The organism is Pseudacidovorax sp. DMC4 (assembly GCF_056314265.1).
Map to the genome: position 1 here is coordinate 257,236 of NZ_JBQUYR010000008.1, position 19,636 is coordinate 276,871.

The 19,636-nt window shown below is 69.8% G+C and carries 16 protein-coding genes and 1 pseudogene; 3 read left to right on the top strand and 14 right to left on the bottom strand.

The features are described from left to right. Window positions 1–8 precede the first annotated feature (8 nt). The 3 genes from ACT54X_RS16935 to ACT54X_RS16945 all read left to right on the top strand — a co-directional run bounded on the left by ACT54X_RS16935 (window position 9) and on the right by ACT54X_RS16945 (window position 2,123). Complete coding sequence (locus ACT54X_RS16935) at window positions 9–638, top strand: response regulator transcription factor (RefSeq protein WP_294376403.1); 630 nt, start codon at window positions 9–11, stop codon at window positions 636–638. 185 nt (window positions 639–823) lie between these two features. Further along, window positions 824–1,366: a GlcG/HbpS family heme-binding protein gene (locus ACT54X_RS16940; RefSeq protein ID WP_294376400.1), complete on the top strand. Its 543-nt coding sequence runs from the start codon at window positions 824–826 to the stop codon at window positions 1,364–1,366. Window position 1,367: 1 nt separating this feature from the next. Further along, window positions 1,368–2,123, top strand: a complete 756-nt coding sequence (locus tag ACT54X_RS16945) for an ankyrin repeat domain-containing protein (protein ID WP_476347583.1) — start codon at window positions 1,368–1,370, stop codon at window positions 2,121–2,123. Here the strand turns inward: ACT54X_RS16945 and ACT54X_RS16950 are convergent. The 14 genes and pseudogenes from ACT54X_RS16950 to ACT54X_RS17015 form a co-directional block, all read right to left on the bottom strand. Further along, entirely contained in the window at window positions 2,120–3,532 is a 1,413-nt protein-coding gene (locus ACT54X_RS16950) for an FAD-binding oxidoreductase (RefSeq protein WP_476347584.1), read from the bottom strand. The two genes, ACT54X_RS16945 and ACT54X_RS16950, sit on opposite strands and share 4 nt — an antisense overlap. Before the next feature lie 53 nt (window positions 3,533–3,585). Next, window positions 3,586–4,350 (bottom strand): ABC transporter ATP-binding protein, encoded by a 765-nt coding sequence (locus tag ACT54X_RS16955; protein WP_476347585.1) that lies wholly within the window; start codon window positions 4,348–4,350, stop codon window positions 3,586–3,588. Window positions 4,351–4,358: 8 nt separating this feature from the next. Next, window positions 4,359–5,501, bottom strand: coding sequence for an ABC transporter substrate-binding protein (locus ACT54X_RS16960; RefSeq protein WP_476347586.1), 1,143 nt, complete (start codon window positions 5,499–5,501; stop codon window positions 4,359–4,361). Window positions 5,502–5,587: 86 nt separating this feature from the next. Next, entirely contained in the window at window positions 5,588–7,450 is a 1,863-nt protein-coding gene (locus ACT54X_RS16965; protein WP_476347587.1) for a branched-chain amino acid ABC transporter ATP-binding protein/permease, read from the bottom strand. An 11-nt stretch (window positions 7,451–7,461) separates the two neighbouring features. Then, on the bottom strand, window positions 7,462–8,334 hold the full coding sequence (locus tag ACT54X_RS16970; RefSeq protein WP_476347588.1) for a branched-chain amino acid ABC transporter permease: 873 nt from the start codon (window positions 8,332–8,334) through the stop codon (window positions 7,462–7,464). Between the two features lie 126 nt (window positions 8,335–8,460). After that, on the bottom strand, window positions 8,461–9,447 hold the full coding sequence (locus tag ACT54X_RS16975; RefSeq protein ID WP_476347589.1) for a tripartite tricarboxylate transporter substrate binding protein: 987 nt from the start codon (window positions 9,445–9,447) through the stop codon (window positions 8,461–8,463). A gap of 49 nt (window positions 9,448–9,496) precedes the next feature. Continuing rightward, on the bottom strand, window positions 9,497–10,090 hold the full coding sequence (locus ACT54X_RS16980; RefSeq protein ID WP_294376378.1) for a DAK2 domain-containing protein: 594 nt from the start codon (window positions 10,088–10,090) through the stop codon (window positions 9,497–9,499). Between the two features lie 2 nt (window positions 10,091–10,092). Next, a complete protein-coding gene (locus tag ACT54X_RS16985; RefSeq protein ID WP_476347590.1) occupies window positions 10,093–11,091 on the bottom strand; it encodes a dihydroxyacetone kinase subunit DhaK in 999 nt (332 codons plus the stop codon). A 57-nt stretch (window positions 11,092–11,148) separates the two neighbouring features. Further along, window positions 11,149–12,054: a dihydrodipicolinate synthase family protein gene (locus ACT54X_RS16990; protein WP_294376374.1), complete on the bottom strand. Its 906-nt coding sequence runs from the start codon at window positions 12,052–12,054 to the stop codon at window positions 11,149–11,151. 237 nt (window positions 12,055–12,291) lie between these two features. After that, complete coding sequence (locus ACT54X_RS16995) at window positions 12,292–13,089, bottom strand: IclR family transcriptional regulator (RefSeq protein ID WP_294376372.1); 798 nt, start codon at window positions 13,087–13,089, stop codon at window positions 12,292–12,294. A gap of 125 nt (window positions 13,090–13,214) precedes the next feature. Further along, on the bottom strand, window positions 13,215–13,898 hold the full coding sequence (locus ACT54X_RS17000; protein WP_476347591.1) for an exopolysaccharide biosynthesis protein: 684 nt from the start codon (window positions 13,896–13,898) through the stop codon (window positions 13,215–13,217). 116 nt (window positions 13,899–14,014) lie between these two features. Beyond that, window positions 14,015–15,961 (bottom strand): annotated as a pseudogene (locus tag ACT54X_RS17005) (PAS domain-containing hybrid sensor histidine kinase/response regulator). Between the two features lie 76 nt (window positions 15,962–16,037). Continuing rightward, entirely contained in the window at window positions 16,038–18,287 is a 2,250-nt protein-coding gene (locus ACT54X_RS17010) for an ATP-dependent DNA helicase (protein WP_476347592.1), read from the bottom strand. 32 nt (window positions 18,288–18,319) lie between these two features. Continuing rightward, entirely contained in the window at window positions 18,320–19,555 is a 1,236-nt protein-coding gene (locus tag ACT54X_RS17015; protein WP_476347593.1) for a CynX/NimT family MFS transporter, read from the bottom strand. Window positions 19,556–19,636 lie beyond the last annotated feature (81 nt).

Genomic DNA, 19,636 nt, shown 5'->3' on the forward strand with positions numbered 1-19,636 from the left:
CGCATGCCATGAACGCTTCGCCCCAATCCCCGCTCATCCACCTGATCGACGACGACGACGCCGTGCGAGACGGGCTCGCCCTGCTCATCGGCACGGTGGGGCTGCGGGTGCAGGCGTGGGCCGACCCGCTCGCCTTCCTGGCGCAGTTCGACCGGCGCGAGATCGGCGCCATCGTGCTCGACGTCCGCATGCCGGGCATCAGCGGCCTCGCGGTGCTGGACCGGCTGATCGCCGAGGGCGTGGACCAGCCGGTGCTGATGCTCACCGGCCACGGCACGGTCGAGCTGTGCCGGCGCGCCTTCAAGTCGGGGGCGGCGGAGTTCCTGGAGAAACCGGTGGACGACCAGCAACTCATCGACGCGCTGCAGGCTGCCGTGCGCCAGCATGTGCGCTCGCGCGAGCGGCTGCTGGGCGACCATGCGGCGCGCGAGCGCTTCGCCCAGCTGTCGCCGCGCGAGCGCGAGGTGCTGGCCTTCATCATCGAAGGCCTGACCAACAAGGAGATCGCGCGCCGGCTGGACCTGTCGCCGCGCACGGTCGAGACGCACCGCGCCAACCTCTTCGCCAAGCTGGACTGCGAGTCGCTGGCGCAACTGATCCGGCGCTATGCCGTGCTGGCCGAGGCGCCGGCAGCCTAGCGACGCCAGCGTGGCGCCATCGCGGCGCCGCTGCCGCAGGAGGCGCCGTCCATGCGCCATCGCCGCTCCGTAGTTCTACGCAGTGGCGCGCGTAGCCGCACGAATGGGCGCGGTGCGGACGGATTTCTACAGTGGCATCACCGCCGACGAGCGGACTTCACCGCGTCACAACACTGGAGATTTCCATGCCCATTTCGCCCGCCTCCCTGACCCGCGCCTGCACCGGCGCCGCCCTGGCCACGCTCGCCAGCCTTGCCCTGGCCCAGCAGGCCACGGCACCGGCCGCCGCTGCCGCACCCATGCTCCGCACCGAACGCGCCCTGAGCCTGCCGCTGGCCAACCAGATCGCCGCCGCCACGGTGGCCGCCTGCGCCGCCAATGGCTACGCCGTCACGGCCACCGTGGTCGACCGCGCCGGCACCGTGCGCGCCGTGCAGCGCGCCGACAACGCCGGCCCGCACACCGTGGCCGCGGCCGAGCGCAAGGCCTTCACTTCGGCCTCGGGCAAGGCGCCCACGCTCGCGATGATGGAGAACGCCCAGAAGAACCCCGGCGCCGCCAACCTGGTGAACATCCCCGGCTTCCTGCTGCTGGGCGGCGGCGTGCCGATCAAGGCCGGCAACGAGGTGATCGGTGCCGTGGGCGTCGGCGGCGCGCCCGGCGGCCACCTGGACGACCAGTGCGCCAATGCGGGCCTGGAATCCGTCAAAGCACAACTGGGCGCTTGAGATGCCGATGCGCTGCGGCCGCCTCGCCGCTTCCCTTCTGGCTGTGGCCGCAGCACTGTCGCTGGGTACGGCAACCGCATCGGCGCAGGTCGCGCCCACCGCCGCAGAGGCCGAGGCCTACACCGGCCTCTTCCGCGCCGCGCAGCGCGGCGACCTGCCGGCGCTGCGTCAGGCGCTCGCCCATGGCGCACCGGTCAATGGTCGCGATGCCCACGGCCGCACGCCGCTGCATGTGGCGACTTTCGCCCGCCAGGCCGAGGCCATCCGCGCCCTGGCGGCGGCCGGTGCCGACCTGGGTGCCATGGACGCCGACCGCTACGACGCCGTGACCATCGCCGCCGTGGCCGACGACCTGCCGACGCTGTCGCTGCTGCTGGACCTGGGCGCCTCCGCGCGCCTGGTCACCAGCCGCTACGACGGCACCGCCCTGATTGCCGCCGCACACCTGGGCCACGACACGGTGGTGCAGCGGCTGATCCGCGCCGGTGCGCCGCTGGACCATGTCAACAACCTGCACTGGACTGCGGCCATCGAGGCCGTGGTGCTGGGCGACGGCGGGCCGCGCCACCAGCGCACGCTGGCCGCGCTGATCGACGCCGGCGCCGACCTGCGCCTGGCCGACCGGCAGGGCCGCACGCCGCTGGACCTGGCCCGAGCACGCGGCTATACGGGCATGGTGCGGTTGATCGAGGCTGCGCCACACCGTCGCACGGTACCCGGCGCGCCAGCGCCCAGCGCCACCGCCCCGACCTCCTAGGACGCCATCTCGAACATCTTCCCCGGATTCATGATGTTGGCCGGATCGAGGGCGCGCTTGATCGCCCGCATCAGGTCCACGCCCTCCGGATGCTCGGCCACCAGCTGGTGGATGCGGTGCAGCCCGATCCCGTGCTCGCCGGTGCAGGTGCCGCCCATTCGGATCGCGCGCATCGCCACGCGCTCGGCCAACGCCTCGGCCCGCGCACGCTCGTCCTCGCTGCCCGGGTCGAACAGGATGCCCAGATGGAAGTTGCCATCGCCGACATGGCCGACGAGCGGTGCAAGCAGACCGCTGGCCTCGATGTCGCTGCGGGTCTCCTCGATGCACGCCGCCAGCGCAGCGATGGGCACGCAGGCATCGGTGCCGATCATCCGGCAGCCCGGTCGCAGCGCCAGGTTGGCGTAGGTGACGTCATGGCGCGCCTTCCAGAGGCGGCTGCGGTCCTCCGGCCGCTCGGCCCATGCGAATCCGCTGCCGCCGTTGTCCGCGGCGATCTGCTCGATGGTCTCGATCTGCTCGCGCACGGCTGCGGGCGAGCCATGGAACTCGATGAACAGGGTGGGCCGCGGCTGGAGCTCGGTCAATGCCGAGAAGGCGATGCAGGCCGCCGTCTGAACGTCGTCCAGCAGTTCGATCCGCGCGACCGGTACGCCGATCTGCAGCACGGCAATGACGGTCTGGATGGCGGACCGGAGATCGTCGAACTGGCACACGGCGGCCTGCACCGTCTCGGGCAGGCCCCACAGGCGCAGCTGGATCTCGGTGACGATGCCGAGCACGCCTTCGCTGCCGACGAACAGCCGGGTCAGGTCGAGCCCGGCCGCCGTCTTGCGCGCGCGCGTGCCGGTGCGCACGATCCGTCCATCCGGCATCACCACGGTCAGGCCCAGCACGGCATCGCGCATCGTCCCGTAGCGCACCGCAGCCGTCCCCGAGGCCCGGGTGCAGGTCATGCCGCCGAGGCTCGCATTGGCGCCAGGGTCAATGGGGAAGAAGAGCCCAAGCTCCCGCACTTCCGCGTTGAGCTGAAGGCGGGTCACACCCGCCTGCACCCGGCAGTCCAGGGAATCGGCGCTGACATCGAGCACCCGGTCCATGCGCGACAGATCGAGGCTGATCCCGCCACGGACCGCCGCCACGTGCGCCTCGAGCGAGGTGCCGGTGCCAAAAGGCACGATGGGGACGACGGTCTGGTTGCACAGCCGCGCGACGAAGGCCACCTCCTCGTTGTCCAGCGGAAACACGACGGCATCCGGCAGGCTGCGGATGGGCACGCCCTCCCCGCCCCCGCCGTGGTGGTCGAGGACGGCGGCGGCCGTCGACACACGGTCACCAAAACGCGCGCGCAGCGCAGGCAGCAGCGCCTGCACGCGCTGTGCGACGAGGTCGCGCGCTGAATCATTCACGGTTGAAAGGCCCCACCGGGTATCCGTACAGTCCGGCCGCTCGTCCAGTCATTTCATGCCCCGAGGTAGGTCTGCCGCACGTCGTCGTCGTGCATCAAGTCCGAGGCCGGCCCTTCGAGCGCGACGGCGCCGTTCTCGAGCACATAGCCGTAGTCCGAGATGCCCAGCGCCGCATAAGCGTTCTGCTCAACGATCAGCACCGTGCGCCCCGTGCGCGCAATGCGCCGGATGTCCGCGAACATTTCGGTGGTGAGCTTGGGCGAGATGCCCATCGACGGTTCGTCGAGCAGCAGCAGCGAGGGGTTGGACATCAGGCCACGGCCGATGGCGAGCATCTGCTGCTCGCCGCCCGACAGGACGCCGCCCAGCATGTTCGCCTTCCTGGCGAGCACCGGAAAAAGCGCATGGACCTCGTCCAGCGTGCGGGCCACGCCGGCCCGGTCCCGGCGCCGCACATAGGCCCCGACCTCCAGGTTCTCCAGCACCGTCAGGGTCCCGAAGATGCGCCGGCGCTGGGGTACGCAGGCCACGCCCGCGGCGATGATCTGCTCGGTGTCCAGGCCCAGGATCGACCGGCCATCGAGCTCGACGGCCCCTGCGCTGGCACGCAGGCGCCCCATCACCAGGTTGAGCATGGTCGACTTGCCCGCACCATTGGCCCCGATCAGCGACACCACCTTTCCGCGGGGCACGCGCACGCTGATGTCGAACAGGATCTGCGCTTTGCCGTAGAAGGCGTCGGCATGGCGGATGTCCAGCACCAGCGGACCCGCTTCCGGCGCAGGCCCGCTCCGCAAGCCCGCGGGAAGGTCCGTCACGGCGTTCATCAGAACCGGACCGTGGTCTTCACCACGGGCTGCCCCTTCTGGATCTCGACGATGTTGATCTGGTTGTTGCAGTCGCCATTGGGCAGGCACTTGTAGTCGGCCAACACGCCCTTGTACGAGATCCTGGCGAAGGCTTCGCGCACCTTTGCCGGCTCGGTCGAACCGGCATCGCCGATGGCCTTGGCCAGCAGCCAGGTGGCGTCGTAGTAGGTCGCCGCGTAGAGCTCGGTCTCCGTCTTGGTCCGCGCCTCGTATTTCTTGACGAACTCCTGCACCGCCGGGTCGGGATTGCCGGGCACGAAGTCGCTGGAGCTCAGCGCCCCTTCCGCCGCCTCGCCGGCCAGCTTGACGAACACCGGCTGGCTGAGCGAGGTGCTGCCGGCGAACTTCATCTTCAGGCCCAGCTGCTTGGCCTGGCGCACGATCAGGGCCGCCTCGTTGTCGTGCGTCCACATGATCACCATCTGCGCGCCGGCATCGCGCAGGCGCCCCAGCTGGGCGGAGAAGTCCTTGTCCTCGGGGTTGTGCGACTCGACCCGCACGGGCTTGAGGCCCGCCGCCTCGATCTGCTCGATCACGCGGACGGCACCGGCCTTGCCGAAGTCGTCGTTGATCGAGAGCACGCCGATCTTGTCGAGCTTGAGGTGGGTGCGTGCGTACTCGACGATGGCCTTGGCGTTGAGGTTGTCGTTGGCGCGATTGCGGATCACGGTCATGCAGCCGGCCGCCGTCACCGGCACGCCACTCGCGCCCGTCACCGAGACGGCGTTGTCGCAGTACATCTTCTGCGTCGCCAGCTGCGCCACCGAGAAGTGCGGGCCCACGAAGGCCGTGACCTTGTGCACCTTGAGCAGCTTGTTGACCGCGTTGATCGCGACGTTCGGGTTGTCAGCCTGGTCGTCCTCGAACACCACCTTGAGCGGCTTGCCGAGCACGCCGCCAGCCTTGTTGATCTCGTCCACGGCCAGCTCCACGCCCTGCCGGAAATAGCGGCCCAGGTTGGCACGCGGGCCGGTCAGGGGCGCCGCTGCACCGATGGTGACGGCGTCCTGCGCCATCGCCGGGGCGCTGAACAGAAGGCCGCCGGTCAAGGCGAGCGCGGCGGCCATGCTGGCCTTCAGGGGACGGTGTGCAGGGTTCATGGTGGTCTCCGGGTTGTCGTTGGCAGGGCAGGGTCTCGGCTGAAGCGCCGCGAGGCGAGTGACGGTGCGCGTGCGGGTGCAGGTGTTCAGGCGTGGTGGGCGAGCACAGCCGCGGCTTCGTGCTGCGGATGCGAGGTGCCGAGCGCAACAGCCGCGGCGTCGTAGCCGGCACGCTCGCCAAGGTAGGCCTCGATCACCTCAGGGTCGGCCTGGATCTCGGCCGGTGTGCCTTCGGCGATCTTCTTGCCGAGGTTCAGCACGACGACCCGGTCGCACATGGCCATCACGAGCTTGATGCGATGCTCCACCACCAGCACCGTGGTGCCCTGGGCGCGCAGCTTCTGCAGGATGTCCGCCAGCTCCAGGATCAGGCCGCCCCGCAGTCCGGCGGCGGGCTCGTCCAGCAGCAGCAGTCGGGGCCGGGCCACCATGGCGCGAGCGAGCTCGACCATCCGGCTCTGACCGAAGGACAGATCGCCAGCCCGGCGCGTCGCCAGGAAGTCGATGCCCATCGCCCTCAACGCCTCTTGCGCCGCACTGCGCGCCGCCGATTCGCGCTGTGCCGGCGTCGATCCGGCCGCAGCGCCGTGCCACGCGAGCATTACGTTCTCCAGCACGGTCATGGACTCCCACAACCGGACGTTCTGGAAGATGCGGGCCACGCCGCGTGCGTGGATGTCCCAGGCAGGCCTCGCGCAAATGTCCTCGCCGTCGAGCTCGATGTGCCCCGCGTCGGGCCGGACGATGCCGGAGCAGGCGTTGATCAAGGTGCTCTTGCCCGAACCGTTGGGGCCGATCACGCCCAGGATTTCGCCCTCGCGCACGTCGAAGCCCACCTGCTGCAGCGCATAGACGCCGCCGAAGTGCTTGGAGACATCGCGCACGCGCATCACGACGCGCGCATCGGGGCCGGGCGGTGTGGGGCGCGAGACGGGCGTGGAGTTCGCGTCGACGTCTTTCGGAATCGCCAGCACCGTGCCCGACTGCGGGCCGTGCTCCGTCTTTGGCAGCCACGGCGCCAGCAGCCAGTCGCCCACCACCCCCAGGCCATGCGGGGCAAGCAGCAGCACCAGCATCACGCCCAGCCCGAAGGCGGCCATGTAGTAGGCCTGCAGGTCGCGCAGCGCCTCGGGCAGGATGGTGACCACCGCGGCGCCCAACACGGTGCCGCCGATGGAGCCCAGCCCGCCGATCACCGTCATGAGCAGCAGCTTGACGCTTTCGACGATGAGAAAGTTGTTGGGCGAGATGAAGCCGTTGGTGAGCACGTACAGCCCGCCAGCCAGCGCGCCGAACACGCTGCACAGCACGAAGGCCTGGATCTTGGTGGTGCGCGAGTCGACCCCCATCGATTCGGCGGCGAGTTCATCGTCGCGCACCGCGCGCATGCGGCGGCCGAGTTGGCGGCCGTAGATCCGGACCGCGATGGCATAGACCGCGACCAGGGTCAGCAGCAGCGGCAGGTACAGCCGGGCGTCCGTGTCCGGGCCCCAGGATTCGAACAGGGCCGGCGCGGGCACGTCGCGCAGGCCCATCGGCCCGCCGGTCACGGCCTCTTCGTTCAAGACCACCTGCCGGAAGATCTCGTTGAGGGCCAGGGTGACGATGGCCAGGTAGTGGCCCTTGATGCGCATCGACAACAGGCCCAGCGCCACGCCCACGATCACCGCGATGCCGAGTGCAGCGGGCAGCGCGGCCCACCAGGGTACGGACAGCCGGGCGACCGCCAGGCCGGTGACATAGGCGCCGACGCCCATGAGCGCAGCCTGGCCGAGCACGATCTGGCCCGTCATGCCCGTGGCGATGTTCAGGCCCAGCGCAGCGATGGCCGCGATCCAGGTGAGGTTGAGGATGTGCAGCCAATAGGTGTTCACGGCCGCCACCCACGGGAACGCGGCCAGCGCCAGCAGGATGGCCAGGAGCAGGAACTTGCGCGCAGTCATCGTCATGCGTGCGCTCCTCATGCCCGGTCGGCGCTGCGTTCGGGCAGCAGCCCTTGCGGACGCAAGGCGAGAAAGGCCAGCAGCAGCACAAAAGCGATGGCCTCCTTGTAGGTCGATGAAATCCAGTACGCGCCCAGGTTCTCGCTCACACCGAGGAGCACGCCACCGAGGATTGCGCCGGGAATGCTGCCGAAGCCGCCGATGATCATCGCGACGAAGCCCTTGAGGCCCACCATGCCGCCCATCTCCGTCGTCACGAAGAACAGGGGCGCCAGCAGGATGCCGGCCAGCGCCGCAAGCACGCTGGAGTAGGCGAAGGTGCCCGCCAGGACCTTCTGCACCGGAATGCCCATCAGCGCCGCCGTGTCGCGATCGGCCGCCACGGCGCGCATCATCTTGCCGACCATCGTGCGACGCAGCACCACCTGCTGGACCGCAGTGAGCGCCAGCACGACGCCGATGATCATGAGGTGCTGCCAGCCGACGGTAAGGCCCATCAGCGCGATGCCGCCATCGCCCAGCGGGCTGGGATACAGCAGCGGCTCGGGCCCGTAGATGATGTGCGCCATCTCCTTGAGAAAGATGCCGAAGCCCACCGTCGCGATGATCGAGACCAGGGGCCGTTGCGACTGCAGCCGCGAGAACACCACGCGGGAGAAGGCCGCCCCGAGCAGCGCCATCACCACCGCGGCCGACACCGCGGCGATCACGAAGGGAAAACCCAGCGCCGTGACGAAGGTCGCCACGAAGATGTAGGAGGAGAAGGTGACGAACTCGCCAGCGGCGAAGTTGACGATGGCCATCGTCCTCCAGACGAAGGCATAGCCCAGCGCCAGCAGGGCATAGATGGCCCCCATGGACAGTCCGCTGATGATGATCTGGCCGGTCATGCGGATTGACTCCAGCAAGGCGTGGACGAATACATGGCTTTCTCCTGGCGAAAGGGGCCCGCAGCCGAGCCGGCCGACCCTCGAGGGTGGCCGTCGGACTGGCGGCAAAAGGATGGCGAGTGGCGCTTACTTCTTCGCGCCGAGCTGATCGATCAGCTGCTTGAAGAGCGCCGTGTCACCGGAGATCTGCCGCTGGAAGGTCGCGCCGTCGGCCACCGCGTAGCCGAGGCTCTGACGCTCCATCGACTCCTTGACTGCGGGGTCGTTCGCGGCCTTGGTCGAAGCCGCCGTCAGCACACCCACGACATCCGCAGGCGTTCCCTTGGGCACCGCAACGCCGCGCCAGGTGCCCATGCTCAGGTCCACCTTGCGCTCCTTGAGCGTGGGCACATCCGCAAAGGCCCCCTGCATGCGCTGGTCCGACAGCACGGCCAGGGGACGGACCTTTTTGCCACTGACATAGGTCGCGACCTCCGACGGCGAGGACATCACCGCATCGATGTGGCCGCCCAGCAGCGCGACGATGGCCGGCGCGTTGCCCTGGAACGGCGCGTGCGTGAAGCTGGTGCCCAGCTTCTGTTGCAAGGCCAGCGCCGCCAGATGCGACACGCCGCCCGTGCCGGCATTGCCGAAGGTGACGGGCTGCGGGCGCTTCTTGACCGCCTCCACGAATTCGTCCACCGTCTTCCACGGCGAGTCCGCACTGACGCTCAGGACCAGCGGGTCCGAGTTCAGCCGCACGATGGGCGTGAAGTCGTCGGTGGTGAACTTGGCCACGCCCATGTGGGGCAGGATGGCCAGTTCGACCGAGATCATGCCGATCTTGTAGCCGTCGGGCCGGCTCGTGGCCACCTCGCCGAAGCCGATCGCGCCGCTGGCGCCCGGCTTGTTGATGACGGTCACCGGCTGCGGAAGGTGCTTCTTGATCGCGTCCGCAAACACCCGCGCGAGAGCGTCGGTGCCGCCGCCCGCGCCGAAGGGCACGATCATCTCGATCGGATGGTTCGGATAGTCGGTGGCGCCCTGCGCCATCGCAAGGCCGGGCAGGCCCTGCAGCGCGAGCAGCGCGCCCATAAAGCCGATGCGATGGAAGTGGCGGCGATAGGTGTTCATGGTCTTGTCTCCTTCGAATGTTGATGGGGCAACCGGCAAGCGGCCGGGGCTAGATGGCCTCGGCCATCCGCAGCACGGCCACCATGCCGGGGTCGTCGAGGCCGACACTGCGGTCGGCGAACATCCGGGCGCGCCCGACCTTGTTGGGCCGCCCGCGGTAATCGTCCAGCGCCTGTCGCGCGGAATGGACGGCAACGGCTCTTGCATCGGCCGTCAGGGGTGCCTGCTCCAGCGCCCGCGCAATGGCGTCCAGCGAGTCGAGCATGGTCTTGTCGCCCAGCGATGCACCACCGCGCGCCGCCAGCTGGGTGACGCACAGCGAGAGCAGTTCGGCGATCTGGTGGGGGCTCAGCGTCTCACGCGGTGGCACCCATTTCGCACTGCCGAGGAAGGCCGCGGCCAGCAGCGTCCCGAAGCTGGAGCCCGAGGCCTTGGCACAGGCCTGCGCGGCGCCGCGGAACACGGCTTCCAGACTGTCCGGCATGGCGGGCAGTGCCTGCTCGATGTTGGTGGCGCAACGCTCGAGCGTCGCGCCCAGGTCGCCATCGCCCAGCCGTCTATCGAGCTCGTTCAGTTCCGCCGCGGCCTTCTTCATCGCGTCCGCCCAACGCGCGAGCGCTGCCTTCAACAGCTGTGCGTCCATGGTCAGACCTTCCAGAAGGGACAGTCAGCCGGTGCTTTGAGCAGGGCCTCGAGCTCGTCGTCCAGGGGCATCAGCGACAGGGAGGCACCGGCCATCTCCATGGACGTGGCATAACGCCCGACCAGCGGCATCACCGGCGTCACGCCCAACGCCCCGAGCCGCGCGGCCACCCGCCGGTAGAGGATGTACAGCTCCTCCAGCGGCGTGGCGCCGAGGCTGTTGACGAGCACAGCCACTCTTGCTCCCTGCCCGGTGGAAAGCTCCGGCAGCAGCCGGTCCAGCATTTCGTCGGCAAGCGCGTCGGCAGTCCTCAGCGGCCCGCGCCAGATCCCCGGCTCGCCATGGATGCCCATGCCGAACTCGACCTCGTCCGGGGCGAGTTCGAAGGTCGCCTTGCCTGATTCAGGAACGATGCAGGGTGTCAGCGCCACGCCGATGCTGCGAACGGCGTCGGCGGCCTTTCTTGCCGCGGCCGTCACCTCGGCCAGGCTGCCACCCAGGGCGGCCCGCGCCCCGGCGACCTTGTAGACCAGCACGAGCCCTGCCACACCGCGACGTTTGTCGCGCTGCTCGACAGGGGCGCTCGCCACGTCGTCCGCCACGCGCAGCGATGCGATCGCCCTGCCCTCCAGTTCCAGGAACTCCTGCGCCATGTCGAAGTTCATGCGGTCGCCGCCGTAATTGCCGTAGAGGGCCAGTACACCCGCGCCGCCATCGCACTGCGCCATGGCCTGCTGGCAGTCGGCGACCCGGGGCCCGGCGAAGACGTTGCCGACGGCGCAGCCGTCCAGCAGCCCCTCTCCCACGTAGCCAAGGAAGACAGGCAGGTGGCCCGAGCCGCCGCCCGTCACGATGGCGACCTTGCCCGCCACGGGCCCATCGGCGCGGACGATGACGCGGCGATCCTCCCCGAGCAACCGGTAGGTGTCGGGGTGGGCGGCACACAGGCCTTCCAGCATCTCGTCCACGTAGTCGGACGGCGCGTTGAGGATCTTCTTCAAGAGATGTCTCCGGGATCTGGTGCGCCAGGGCAGACGCCCTGTGCGTCGGGACGAAGCTCAGGCGAGCAGCGGCTGCAGGTTCTTCTTGATGGCCGCCTTCTGCGCATCGCTCACGCGCATCATGGGCGCGCGGGGTTCGAACATCGACACGCCCTGCAAGTGCTGGATGTACTTCACGCAGGCCGGCAGGTTGTCGTGATTGAGGCTGTTCCAGAGCGCATTGAGCTTGAAGTGGATGTCGCGCGCGGTCTCGTGGTCGTTGGCCGCCACGGCCTTCTGCAGCTTGACGATCACGCCCGGCACGGCACTGGTCAGCGCCGTGATGGCACCGTGCATGCCCAGGCAGAAGCCGGGGTACAGCAGCGCATCCACGCCCGAGAGCACCAGGTTCTCCGGCTTGCATCGCAGCAGCAGGTCGGAGACCGACTTCAGGTCGCCGCCGCTCTGCTTCATGCCGACCACGCCCGGCACCTCGTCCATGATCCGCAGCATGAGGTCGACGCTGAGGTAGTTCCAGGGGATCACGTTGTAGATCAGGATCGGGATGCCCGTCGCGTCGTAGATGGCCCGGAAGTGCTCGATGGTGGCTTCCGCATCGGGCTTGAAGAGGTAATGCACGGGCGTGACCTGCAGCGCCTCGATGTTCAGGCCCTTCAGCCGGTTGGTACGGACGATGGCGTCGCGCGTGCTCTGCACGATCAGGCCAGCGACGAAGGGAACGCGGTTGTTGGTGGCCTCGTACGCCTCGCGCATCACAGCCTCGTACTCGGCATCCGTGAGTGTGTGGCCTTCACCGGTGCTGCCGCCGGCGACGACGGCATTGGCGCCGGCTCCGATGATGAAGTCGATCTGCTCCTTCAGGCCGCCCTTGACCAGCTCACCCTTGGCGTCGAAGGGCATGGTGATGGGCGGCAGGACGCCGGTCAGTTTCTGGCGCAGCGAGGAAGAAGACGGTGCGGTCACGAGAGATCCTTTGGAGGTTGGAAAGGGCGAAAGCCATTCAGGCAGCGTCTGGCCAGGTTCCGCTAGGGAAGTGATCGTCGGCAAGACGGCCATCTATCGCCACTAATTCCGGAATCCGGTACAACGTTCCGTAATTTTGCGGGCCAAAAAAAGGAGCCACATCGGGGCTAACCCCGTGTGTGGCTCGCTGCAGCCTGGGCCGCCTTCGAAGCGAGAGCAGCGCCGTCGACCCTGCCATCAGCGCGGCGGCATGTAGCCCAGATGCATGGAAATGGAGTCAGCGGCCTGGATGACCAGACTGGAGAGCTGATGGATGCGCTCGTCGGTCATGCGGTCCGCCGGTCCGGTCACGCTGACGGCGGCAAACACCTGGCCTCCTGCATTGCGGATCGGGGCCGCCACGCAGCGCACCCAGATCTGATGCTCGGAGTTGTCGATCGCATAGCCCCGCTCCCGTATCGTTGACAGCTCGGCGCGCAATGCCTCGCCGCTGGTCAGGGTCTGTGCAGTGAACGGCCGCAGGCCGGCGGCGATGATCCTGTCCACCACCTCCGGACCCTGGAATGCGAGCACCGCCTTTCCGACGCTCGTGCAGTAGGCCGGTGCAGATTCGGTCCCGCTCAGGTGACGCCCCGGCACGCGTTCCTGCGGGTCCTCCCGCTCCACCACGACCACGTTGTAGCCGTCGAAGACGCCAAGGTGGGCCGACTCGCTGGCGAGCCGTGAAAGGCGATCCATGAAGGGCTTGGCCTCGCGCATCAGGTCCAGATTCGCCAGCGCCAGACTGCCCAGCTCGAACAGCCGCAGCCCGAGGCTGTACTGGCCGCTGCGGCCGTCCTGCTGAATGAAGCCGATCTCGCGCAGGGCGGTCAGCATGCGGTGGGTGGTCGCCCGCGGCAGGTCGGCCGATTGCGCGATGCGCGCCAGGCTGAGCGAGCGGTCGACGGTGGTGAAACAGCCCAGGATGTCCATCATCTTCCCGAAGGACTGGATGCGGTTCTTGTCGCTGGCGGCGGAATTCTTGATGTCGCTCATGGTGGCGCAGAGTCGTGGATCAGGCGACTGTAGACCTTCCGGATTCCGGAATCAAATCCATAGACCCAGCAGGATCACCTGCGGGTCGTCCAAGCGCAGCGCGGCAGCCGCCCGGGTCGCCGGCTTCACCCGACGATGCGGATGACGGCAACCACGGCCGCCCCCGAGCCCAGCGCCGCCGCCAGCATCAGCACGCCGTCCCTCACCAGAAGGGCCAGTCCGAACAGCGCGATGGCCAGCATGGGCACCGAACTGGCAAAAGGCACCAGCTCCAGCGGCGGTGCAAGGCAGGCCAAGGCAATGACTGCGGCAGCTGCAATGCGGACGAACGGGCCGCGCGTGAGCATCGACAGGCGCCGGTGGCAATGACGGTCCAGGAAGCGGGTGACCGGCTGCAGCCTGTCCAAAGCGGTCGAAAGGCGCCCACCCGCCACCGCGCGGCGACGCAGCCATTGCGGCATCCAGACCTGCTGGCGACCGAAGAGCATCTGTGCGGCAAAGAGGGCCACCACGCCGGCCAGCAGCATCGGCACGCCGGGCACGCCGCCCAGGGGTGAAAGCTCCAGCAGTGCGGGAACGAGCAGGAACGGCCCGTAGCCTCGCGTGCCCATCGCATCGGCCACGCAGCCGGCCGTCACGCGTTGCTCCCGGCGCGCGAGCGCGCGCAGCTTGTCCACCAGTGCAGTCGCGCCGTCGGTCGCTGGCGCGGGCGATGTCGCAGCCCCAGCGACCGCCGCCGTGGACTGCAGCGCGCTTGCGGCAGGCGCGCGCTGCGCGCGGGGTGCAGAGGGATCGGGCATCGACGGCATGGGCTTCTCGGCAGGCAGCAAGCGCCACACAGCATCGCGACCCTGCCCTTTCGGGAATGTCGGCCGCCTCGGCGCTCGGCTGTAGGGGGGATGCGCCCGGGAGGCCCCGCCACCGCTCAGGCAGCGTCGGTGCGCGGCGCCGCGCAAGCCAGAGGCGCCAGTCGACGCAAGGTTCGCTCCAGCATGTCCACCTCCACCAGCTTGGCAAGGTGCGCAGAAAAGCCGCGCTCGAGTGTGGCGGCGCGATGGGCCGGCAGCGCATAGCCGCTGATGGCGACGAACCGCGGAGGCTCGCGCAGCGTCAGATGCGCCTGGTCGGCGACTGCCCAGCCACTCATGCCCGGCAAGCCCAGGTCCAGCAGGACCACCCGGGGTCGCAGCCGGCGGATCTTCTCGAGGGCCTCCGGTCCGTCGAGGGCCCGGGCCACGGCGTAGCCCAGCGTCTCGATCAAAAGCCCCAGCGTCTCCGCCGAATCCGGCACATCGTCGACGACGAGCACCAATGGCGCGACAGCGGCGCCCACCCCTCTGACGCCGCCTTCCTCCACAGGCGCCAGCGCAGGCAGCAGGACCACGAACTCGGAGCCTTCGCCAGCCACCCCTGTGCTTCGCGCCTCGACCTCGCCGCCGTGCATCTGCACCAGCTGCCGCACCAGCGCCAGTCCCAGGCCCAGGCCGCCGGGCGCACGCTCGCTGCCGTGCCGACACTGCTCGAACATCTCGAAGACGCGGGGCAGCTCCTCGGGCGGGATGCCGGGTCCGTTGTCGCGCACGCGAATCCGGACCTGATCGCGCGCCGTGTCCCGCGACGCCTCGACATGGATGTGGCCGCGGGGCTGGGTGTATTTGACGGCATTGGCCACCAGATTGGAGACGACCTGGATCGGCCGCGCGCGATCGCCTGCCGTCCAGAGCCCTGGGGCAAGCTCGACCGACAGGGTCTGCTCACGGGCCGCAAATGCGCGGCTGGAAGGCTTCCAGCGCCTCCTCCAAGGCAGGAGCAATCTCCACGGGCTTGCGCTCCAGCTGGATCTTGCCGTTGGCGATGCGGGCGGCATCGAGCAAGTCGTCCACCAGCCGGGTCAGCTGGCGCGTCTGCCGCCCGATGATGCCGGCCATGCGCGCCACGGTCGGGTCGGCCTGACCGCGGCCGAGGATCTCTGCCGCGGTGGCGATGGGCGCAAGGGGGTTGCGCAGCTCATGGCCCAGCCGCGCCAGGAACTCCTGGATGCGCCGGCCTCGGTCTCCAGTGCCGCCACGCGGCGCTTCTTGGTGAGGTCGCGCGTGACCTTGGCAAAGCCCTTGAGCACCCCACCCGCATCGAAGGTGGCCGAGATCACCACATTGGCCCAGAAGCGCGTGCCGTCCTTGCGCAGGCGCCAGCCCTCGTCCTCGAAGCGGCCCACGGTGCGGGCCTCCTCCAGCTCGCGATCGGGAAAGCCGGAAGCGCGCACCTCGTCGGGATAGAACACCGAGAAGTGCTGGCCGACGATCTCTGCAGCTTCGTAGCCCGTGTTCGCACGCGCGCCGGCGTTCCAGCTCACGACGTGGCCGCTCGGGTCGAGCATGAAGATGGCGTAATCCTTGACGCTGTCCACCAGGAGCCGGAAGCGCTGCTCGCTGGCGCGGATCTCCTCCTGCTAACGCTGTCGCTCGGTGAGGTCGCGCGTGACCTTGACGAAGCCCAGCACCTGGCCCTGGTCGCCATCGATGCGCGTGATGGTGACGCTGGCCCAGAAGCGCGTTCCGTCCTTGCGCAGGCGCCAGCCTTCCTCCTCGTACTTGCCGACCTGGACCGCCACGGCCAGTTCGTGCTCCGGCCAGCGCCGCGCCAGCAGCTCGGGCGGATAGAAGATGGAGAAATGCCGGCCGATGATCTCGTCGGCCTCGTAGGCCTTGAGGCGCTGCGCGCCACGGTTCCAGCTCAGGATCACGCCGTTGGCGTCGAGCATGAAGATGGCGTAGTCCTCCACGGCCTCCACCATGCGCCGGTAATCCGAAGCGGGGGTCGCGGAGCGGCGGGGCAGCGTGCTGACGCTGCCCAGGGAGGGCGGCTTGTCCATGCAGGTCGGGCGTTGAGACGGCGCCCGAACTCTGCACGCAGCGACGCCGCGAGGTCAAACCGGCAACCGGCCAAAGCTAGGGTGCCGTGCCGCTCGTCACCGTCCACCAGCGCGGCAGCAGCGCCAGCACCTCGGGCTGGGCAAAGCGGTCGTCCAGCAGGTGCACCACGCCCGTGTCCTGCTCGGTGCGCACCACACGCCCCGCCGCCTGCACCACCTTGCGCAGGCCGGGGTAGAGGTAGGTGTAGGCATAGCCCTGGCCGAACATGGCCTCCATGCGCTCGCGCAGCACCTCGTTGGCCTCGTCGTGCTGCGGCAGGCCCAGGCTGGCGACGAAGGCACCCACCAGCCGGTCGCCGGGCAGGTCCACGCCTTCCGCAAAGGCACCGCCCAGCACCGCGAAGGCGATGCCCTGCCCGCCCGGCGCGAAACGGGCGACGAAGGCGGTGCGCTCGCGTTCGGGCATGCCGGACGACTGCCGCCAGACCGGCACCCCGGGATGCTGCCGCGCGAAGGCCTCGAAGGCCATGTCCAGGTACGCGAAGCTGCTGAAGAAGGCGATGTAGTTGCCGGGCCGCTGCGCGAACTGCCGGGCCATCACCGCCGTGATCCGCGGCAGGGAGCGCGGACGGTCGCGCAGGCGCGTGGAGACGTCGCGCGCCACCTCCACGCGCAGTTGCTCGGCGCGGAAGGGCGAGTCCACCTCCAGCTCCACCGTGTCCTCGGGCAGGCCCAGCAGGTCGCGGTAGTAGCCGAAGGGCGCGATGGTGCCCGAGAAGAGCACGGCCGTGGACGCCCCCGCGAAGCGCGGCCGCAGAAAGCCGGCCGGCACCAGGTTTCTGATGGCCAGGGTCAGCGGCTCGCCCTGCGGCGTGTTCGTCACCTCGAAGACCGAATGCGGCCCGAAGACGTCGGCCAGCCGCACCAGCGCCAGCAGGCCGAAGAACAGCGCCTGCAGCGGCCCGGGCAGCTCCGGCGACGACTGCGCCGCATGCTCCGACAGGGCCGCGACCGCATCGGCCAGGCTGCGCACCAGCGGCTCGGGCAGGTCGGTGGCCGCGGCATAGGGCACGGTCTGGGCGCGCGACACCTGCCGCCATTCGCGCCGCACCCGTCGCAAGGCCGCCTGCACGAAGGCCGGCGCCGCCGCCTCGCCGCCGTCGAGCAGCGTGAAGGCCAGCGTGGTCGAGTACATGGCGCGTGCCCGGTCCACCAGGTTGTGGGCCTCGTCGACCAGCACGGCCACCTGCCATTCCTCCTCGCGGGCGAGCGCATGCAGCATGGCGGTGCCGTCGAAGTAGTAGTTGTAGTCGCCCACCACCACGTCGCTCCAGCGCACCATCTCCTGGCCCAGGAAGTAGGGACACACGCCATGGCCGGCCGCGATGCGGCGCAACGCCTCCCGGTCCAGCCAGCGGGCCTCGGCGGCTTCGGCGCGGGCTGCCGGCAGGCGGTCGTAGAAGCCCTTGGCCAGCGGGCAGCTGTCGCCATGGCAGGCGGCACCGGGGCGCTCGCAGGCGGACTCGCGTGCGCTCAGCTCCAGCACCCGCAGCGCCCGGTCATCGCCCAGCTGGCGCAGGGCGTCGAGCGCCACCTGCCGTCCGGGCGTCTTGGCGGTGAGGAAGAACACCTTGTCCGTGCCGTGCGCGGCCATGCCGCGCAGCAGCGGATAGGTGGTGGCCAGCGTCTTGCCGATGCCCGTGGGCGCCTGGGCGATCAGGCAGCGCCGGCGCGCGGCGGCGCGGTAGACATCGCGCGAGAGCTTGTGCTGGCCGGCGCGGAAGTCGCCGTGCGGAAAGGCCAGCTGCGCCATCTGCGCATCGCGCTGCGCGCGGTGCGCTTCCTCCTGCTGCGCCCAGCGGGCATAGGCCTCGCACATGGCCTGCAGCGCGGCCTTCAGGGCGGTCGCCTCGCAATGCTCCTGCAGCACCGTCTCCTCACCGCTGGCGAGGTCCAGGTAGACCAGGGCGACGGTGATCGACGTGAGCGCATCGCGCTCGCACAGCAGGGCCGCATAGGTCTTGGCCTGCGCCCAGTGCAGCGCGCGGTGGTTGCCCTTGATGCGCGCGAAGTCGCCGCGGAAGGTCTTGATCTCCTCCACCCGCCGCTGGCCGGCGTCGTAGCCGTCGGCGCGGCCACGCACCTGCAAGCCGTCGACGACCGTCTCCAGCGCCACCTCGCGCTCGTAGCCCGGTCCGCGCCGCGACTGCACCAGCGAATGGCCGGCCTGCCCTTCGTGCGCGGTGGGCGCCGGCACGAAGCGGATGTCCAGGTCGCCCGCCTTGGCCGCGAAGGCACACAGCGACTTGACGGAGACGCGGGACATGGCGGGAGCGCAGCCGGGCGGGCCGGTCGCCGTCAGCGCAGAAGCGCCGCCGCGCGCACAACCCGCGCGCGCCCCGCACCCGCACCCGCGCCGGCCAGGGCCAGCGCCACGCCGATGACGCCGAAGAGCAGGGCCGAGGCGCGGAAGCTGCCCGTCCAGGCCCGCAGCAACCCCACCAGCATCGGCCCCGTCGCGGCCACCAGGTAGCCCACGCCCTGCGCCATGCCCGAGAGCTGGGCGGCGACGCGCGCGTCGGGCGAGCGCATCACGATCATCGTGAGCGCCAGCGAGAAGGTGCCGCCCTGCGCAATGCCCAGCAGCACCGCCCAGCCCCAGATGCCGCCCAGCGGCGCGAACATGCAGGCCCACAGCGTCGCCACCGTGAGCACGGCCAGTCCCACGGCCAGCGCCACCTGGTTGCGCTGGCGCTGCGCCAGCGTGGGCAGCACCAGGCAGGTGGGCACCTGCACCAGCACCGACAGCGAGACCACGAAGCCGGCCGTGGCCGCGGCCAGGCCCCGCTCGCGCAGCACCGGCGCCAGCCAGCCCATCACCGAATAGGCGAGCGCCGACTGCAGGCCCATGAACAGCGTGACCTGCCAGGCCAGCGCATCGCCCCACAGGCCGCGCACCCGGAAGGCGGATTCGCCGGCATCCCGCCGCGCCGGCCAGGCACGCGGCGCCCACAGCGCCAGGGCGACCGCGGCCGGCACGGTCCACATCGCCAGCGCGCCCTGCCACCCCAGGCCCAGCGCCTGCTGCAAGGGCACGGTGAAGCCCGCCCCGCTGGCGGCGCCGGCGCACACGGCCATGGTGTACAGGCCCATCATCAGCGCCGTGCGGCTGTCGAAGTCGCGCTTGACCAGGGCCGACAGCAGCACGTTGGCCACCGCGATGCCCACGCCCGCCAGCGCCGAGGCCGCGAACAGCAGTGGCAGTTGCGCCGAGCCGCGCAGCAGCGTGCCGGCGGTGATGAGCACCATGCAGGCCAGCAGCGTGCGCTCGATGCCCAGGCGCCGGCCGAGCCAGGGCGCCACCATCGCGAAGGCACCGAGGCAGATCACGGGCAGCGTGGTCAGCGCACTGGCCGCGGCCGCCGACATGCCGGTGGCCGCCACGATGTCGGGCAGCACCACCGACAGGCTGGAGAACACCGGCCGCAGATTGAAGGCGATGAGCACGATCGACAGGGCGAGCAGCCCCAGGTTCTGCGCAACGGGGCCGGATCGCGGGCGGGAGGACGTGGAAGCAGTGGGGAAGGCAGGCATGCAAGAGAAAGGCAGCACCCGCAGGTGCGCGAAGGTCGTGGCCGACGACGGGCGCCGCTGGAACGGCGGCAGGCCCGCCGT

Excerpts from the sequence above, each read along its gene's own strand:
- ACT54X_RS17010 (WP_476347592.1), bottom strand. The coding sequence starts at position 18,287 with ATGTCCCGCGTCTCCGTCAAGTCGCTGTGTGCCTTCGCGGCCAAGGCG.
- ACT54X_RS16995 (WP_294376372.1), bottom strand. The coding sequence starts at position 13,089 with ATGAGCGACATCAAGAATTCCGCCGCCAGCGACAAGAACCGCATCCAG.
- ACT54X_RS17000 (WP_476347591.1), bottom strand. The coding sequence starts at position 13,898 with ATGCCGTCGATGCCCGATCCCTCTGCACCCCGCGCGCAGCGCGCGCCT.
- ACT54X_RS16940 (WP_294376400.1), top strand. The coding sequence starts at position 824 with ATGCCCATTTCGCCCGCCTCCCTGACCCGCGCCTGCACCGGCGCCGCC.
- ACT54X_RS16960 (WP_476347586.1), bottom strand. The coding sequence starts at position 5,501 with ATGAACCCTGCACACCGTCCCCTGAAGGCCAGCATGGCCGCCGCGCTC.
- ACT54X_RS16980 (WP_294376378.1), bottom strand. The coding sequence starts at position 10,090 with ATGGACGCACAGCTGTTGAAGGCAGCGCTCGCGCGTTGGGCGGACGCG.
- ACT54X_RS16970 (WP_476347588.1), bottom strand. The coding sequence starts at position 8,334 with ATGACCGGCCAGATCATCATCAGCGGACTGTCCATGGGGGCCATCTAT.
- ACT54X_RS16965 (WP_476347587.1), bottom strand. The coding sequence starts at position 7,450 with ATGACGATGACTGCGCGCAAGTTCCTGCTCCTGGCCATCCTGCTGGCG.
- ACT54X_RS16945 (WP_476347583.1), top strand. The coding sequence starts at position 1,368 with ATGCCGATGCGCTGCGGCCGCCTCGCCGCTTCCCTTCTGGCTGTGGCC.
- ACT54X_RS16975 (WP_476347589.1), bottom strand. The coding sequence starts at position 9,447 with ATGAACACCTATCGCCGCCACTTCCATCGCATCGGCTTTATGGGCGCG.
- ACT54X_RS17015 (WP_476347593.1), bottom strand. The coding sequence starts at position 19,555 with ATGCCTGCCTTCCCCACTGCTTCCACGTCCTCCCGCCCGCGATCCGGC.
- ACT54X_RS16935 (WP_294376403.1), top strand. The coding sequence starts at position 9 with ATGAACGCTTCGCCCCAATCCCCGCTCATCCACCTGATCGACGACGAC.